This window comes from Candidatus Parvarchaeota archaeon, assembly GCA_016866895.1.
Classification (GTDB): domain Archaea; phylum Micrarchaeota; class Micrarchaeia; order Anstonellales; family VGKX01; genus VGKX01.
In genome coordinates, this window is the sequence record VGKX01000108.1 from 1 (window position 1) to 4,260 (window position 4,260).

A 4,260-nucleotide genomic window follows, 5' to 3' on the forward strand; every position below is an offset into this window, starting at 1 on the left:
GCCTTGAAAAGCTTGAGGCGCAGGATGCGCAGCTAAAGGGGCAGCGCGAGGAGAAAATCGGGCTGCTTTATTCAATACGCGACGAGATGGCAAAGAAAAGAAAGGCGCTTGCCGAAAGCCAGGTTGCGGCCAAAGGGCTTGAGCTTGAGCTTTCCGCACTAAAAACACAGGGCAAGGCTGCGCAGGAGATGAAAAGCTCCATTGAGGCTGTAATAAAGCAAATAGAAAACTATGAGACTCAGGTCAAGGAGAAAAGGCAGCAGCTGGAAAGGATGGAAAAGGAGATAGACAAGGCCACTGCTGAAAAAGAGCAGCTTGGGGCGCAGCTTGCAGGGCTTGAGGCAAAAAGCAAGTCTGACACAAGCGAGTCTGACAGGGCGTATGCGGCACTTATTAGCAGGAAATCCGAGCTTGCGGCAACAGTCAAAGGCGAGCTTGCGCAGCAGCAGCTCTACTCAAAGCAGCTCTCGGCTCTTTTATCCCAAAAAGAGGGCTTTGAAAAGGAGCAAAAGGAGCATAAGGCAAAGTCAAAGGCGCTTGAGGCGGAGATTGAGAAGAACAAAAAGGAGCTTGCGCGCCACGAGCAGGAGCTTGCAGAGTTTAGCAAGGCTGCTGAGAAGCACTATTTGCTTGCAAAAGAACTTGAGGCCAAGATTGTTGAAATCGGCAAGAAAAAGGGAAAGATGGAATATGAGGCGCAGCAGCTGCAAAAGGCGCAGCAGGAGCTTGAGGTCAAAAAAGCGGGAGTGGAGGCAAGGCTGCCTGAGCTCAAGGCTGATTATGAGAACTACAAGGGAATGCCGCTTTTGGAGCACCCACGCGAGCAGCTTTTGGCAATGGTCAAAGAGTCTGAGGCTAGGATGGCAGGCCTTGGAAACGTGAACCTGATGGCCCCCCAGTTATATGAGGAAAAGAAGAAGGACATAGAGGAGGTAAAAGGAAAGCTTGACAGGCTGGCAGACGAAAAATCAGCCGTCTTTGCCATGATTGAAGAGATTGAATCCAAAAAACATGCAATATTCATGGATACTTTCAGGGCGGTTTCTGACAACTTCAAGAAAATATTCGGATACATATTCAAAGGAGACGGCATGCTTGTGCTTGAAAAGCCCTCGGACCCGTTCAACGGCGGGCTTTCGATTAAGATAAACGAAGGAGGCAAGGAGAGGTACATAGAATCCATGTCTGGCGGGGAAAAGGCCCTGCTTGCCATAATTTTCATCTTTGCCATCCAGACCCACAAGCCTTCAGCTTTTTACATACTTGACGAGGCTGACGCGGCGCTTGACAAGGAAAACTCCAAAAAGCTTGCCCAGCTTTTGCGGCAGATGTCTGCAACAACGCAGTTCATAGTCGTGACGCACAATGATGCGGTTCTTTCGGGGGCGGACGTTGTTCTTGGGGTCTCAAAAACACAGGACGGCTCGCAGATGGTCGGGATTGAGCTGACTGGGAGAAAGGGGATTTTGGCGCAGGAAGGCCAGACCACAAGGCAAATGGAAGCCCCGGTTGAACCAAAAGGCCAGAGAAAAATCACCGCAAGTGCAACAGGGGCTGGAAAAAAAGATTCAGTAAAAAAATCTGATTCCGAAAAAGAAGATAATGAAGACAGTCTTGATTTTGAAGAGGAAAAGCTTAGTGAGGATTAGCAGTATAAGGGGGCTTAAGACAGCCGGCAAAAGGCAAAATGGAAGCAGGGGCGCTTCAAGTTCCCTTACTGGTTTGTGGAAACCTTGTAGTCTTCCTTGGAGCCGTCCGACTCGATTTTTATTGTCCCATCCTTGTCTGTCCGGTAAGACATGATGCTTAGGATGCGCAGCTGCTCAAGCACGGCCTGCTTTGGATTGTTGTCATTGTTCGGGCCTACTGAAATAACTGCGGTCTTGGGGTTTGCCCTAAGCAAAATAAACGAATTGAGAGTTGCATCAGCAGCCCCGTTTCGCCCGACAAGCAGCATCTGGCATTTGATGTCCCCTGAAGAGCCCATAATCCTGCTTTCAACGCTGTCAGGCGCGTCTGACATCAAAAGGGCGCAAAATTCTTTGTATTTGACTTTTAGCACTATCGAATCAGTGTCATCCGGGTTGTTGCCAAACCTCTGAGCATATGGGTTGAGGACAGTGATTTTCATGCCGTTAACTTCAATCGAGTCACCAGCCTGCGGGTGCTTTACCACAAGCCCCGCTTTCAAAACAGCATCCATCATGTCTGCGTATTCAGGCATGTTCCGATTTGGAACGTTGTTATTCCAGAAGTCTTCAAATGCAAAAGCATCAAGAACATCAGGGATTCCCCCTATGTTTTGCGGCCTGGAATGTGTTGCAACAAGCACCTCTAGCTTTGAGAGGCCAAGGCTTCTGAGAAAATCAACCGCCTTTTGCCCACCTTGCCTTGAGCCTGAATCAACAAGCATCTCAAAGTCGCCTTTTTTTACAAGCACCGATTCCCCGTAGCCAACGTTTATCACGTAGATTTCAAGGCTGGAGTTTGGTGTTGGCCTGAAGCCGAAAACCGAGGTTGAGACAAGGTCATCCCTTGACTTATTCACAATCGCAGGGAGGGAGTCGTCTATAACAGGATTAGAGTCGTCTATAACAGGATTATCTTCTGAGATGTTGCCATTTAGGATATCTTCAAGTGAGGAGTTGAGGCGCGGCGTTTGGTTCCCTGCTGGCAGGGATTCGTTTTGGGCGAGAGTGTCATTTGGCGAGATATTCAAAAGCGGGATGTCGTTTTCAGGAAGCGGTAGCTGGCTCTGGCCGCTGCTGTTGTTTGCGGTTGTGTTGGCGGGAGGATTTTGCTCCCCACCAAGGCAGCCAAAAGAGAAGAAAAGGGATGTTATGACGAAGACAAAAAGCAATTTTGAAAAAAAAGATTGGGAAACTCTGAATGATTTCATTTGACCACCCGCAGGAAATATGTCCCTGCCCTGTCGTTAATTGATTATTCTGATTAATCGATGTGGCGCAAAAGCTCGCTTCTTGCCTGTTCAACCTGCACCCTTGCAACATCCTGCTTGCGCCTGAAGTTTGGCAAGATAGAGTTTGAAAAGCGGATTGGTATCATTGCCTCGTAGATGGCAGACATCGTGTCAAAATAATATTTTGCCTCGTTGCCTTTTCCTGCCTTGAGCTCCTCAAGCATCTGGCGGCGAAGTTCCCCGACAAGGTCGCACAGGCCGGTCAGGTAGTCCTCAAATGGGACGCCAAGGAAAGAATGCGAGGGGAACTGCTCTTTTTTTATGACGCATAGCAGTGCCTTGGCCTCAACGTATTCCTGGTTGATTGGGCTGAGAAGATAATCCGTGTGCGGAGTAATAGGAAGGGCAAGGGCCGATTTGCGCGCAGCTTCGATAAGCATCTGAGCATCGGAAATGTTTCCGGAATGAATCAGCTTTATAGAATTTGCAAAATCGCGGATGATTGGACGGGTTTGTGATATGACTTCATCGTGCTGTTTTTCCCTGCCCTCAAGCTCGGCAACGATTTTCTGTGCCCCAATGTCGATTTCCATGAGATTGTTATGACTAAAAACCTTATAAACACATTTAAGCCATAGACTAAGTAGAAGGAACTGGAAGAAATTATAGCAGCTTGAATGGAAAGGTGGTCATGTGTTTGTGGTACTCTCCCTTGGCGGAAGCCTGGTCAATCCTGACAAGCCCAATACGGCTTACCTGAAAAAACTTGCCGCCCTGGTCGGCAAAAGCAGGCATTCTTTTGGAATTGTCTGCGGCGGTGGCAAGGTTGCCCGCGAGTATGCACAGGCAGCAAGGGTTCTTGGGGGGTCAGAGTTTGAGGCGGATGAGATTGCAATCCAGTCAACTGTGCAGAATGCAAAGCTTGTTGCAATTGCCTTTCATGGCATGAGCTGCCCCAAAGTCTTCACTGATTTTGACAGCGCCGCAGATGCAGCCGGAAAGTACAAAATTGTTGTAATGGGAGGCACAATTCCAGGAATAACTACCGATACTGACGCTGCGCTTCTTGCCGAAAAGCTTGGAGCATGCCGCATCATCAACATGTCAAATGTCAACGGGGTTTACTCTGAAAACCCTTACAAGAACAAGAAGGCGGTAAAGTTCCCAAAGATGACGTTTGCGCAGCTGATAAAGCTTGCAGGCGAATCTGATACGCGGGCAGCAGGCACGCACTTTGTATTTGACTATGTTGCCTGCAAGATGATTGCCCGCTCAAAAATTGAGACGCATTTTCTGGATGGAAAGAAGCTAAACGAGATTGCAAGCGCGATAGAGGGAAG

At 48.6% G+C, this 4,260-nt stretch carries 4 protein-coding genes; 2 read left to right on the top strand and 2 right to left on the bottom strand.

The window, feature by feature from the left end; all coding sequences use genetic code 11:
* A partial coding sequence (locus tag FJZ26_04510; protein ID MBM3229666.1) for a hypothetical protein occupies positions 1-1,649 on the top strand: 1,649 nt, incomplete at its 5' end.
* 65 nt (positions 1,650-1,714) lie between these two features.
* On the opposite strand, the gene FJZ26_04515 is transcribed toward FJZ26_04510, so the two are convergent.
* Both FJZ26_04515 and FJZ26_04520 read right to left on the bottom strand, forming a co-directional pair.
* Positions 1,715-2,899 carry a hypothetical protein gene (locus tag FJZ26_04515; protein MBM3229667.1) on the bottom strand — a complete coding sequence of 395 codons (1,185 nt, stop codon included), beginning with the start codon at positions 2,897-2,899 and terminating at the stop codon, positions 1,715-1,717.
* A gap of 53 nt (positions 2,900-2,952) precedes the next feature.
* The gene (locus FJZ26_04520) at positions 2,953-3,513 is read right to left on the bottom strand and encodes a hypothetical protein (protein ID MBM3229668.1); all 561 of its coding nucleotides are present in this window, start codon (positions 3,511-3,513) and stop codon (positions 2,953-2,955) included.
* Between the two features lie 100 nt (positions 3,514-3,613).
* Between FJZ26_04520 and pyrH the strand changes: the two genes are divergently transcribed.
* Positions 3,614-4,260: UMP kinase (pyrH, locus tag FJZ26_04525; GenBank protein MBM3229669.1), on the top strand; the 647-nt coding region annotated here is incomplete at its 3' end.

Coding starts and splice junctions, on each gene's coding strand:
- FJZ26_04515 (MBM3229667.1), bottom strand. CDS start 2,899: ATGAAATCATTCAGAGTTTCCCAATCTTTTTTTTCAAAATTGCTTTTT.
- FJZ26_04520 (MBM3229668.1), bottom strand. CDS start 3,513: ATGGAAATCGACATTGGGGCACAGAAAATCGTTGCCGAGCTTGAGGGC.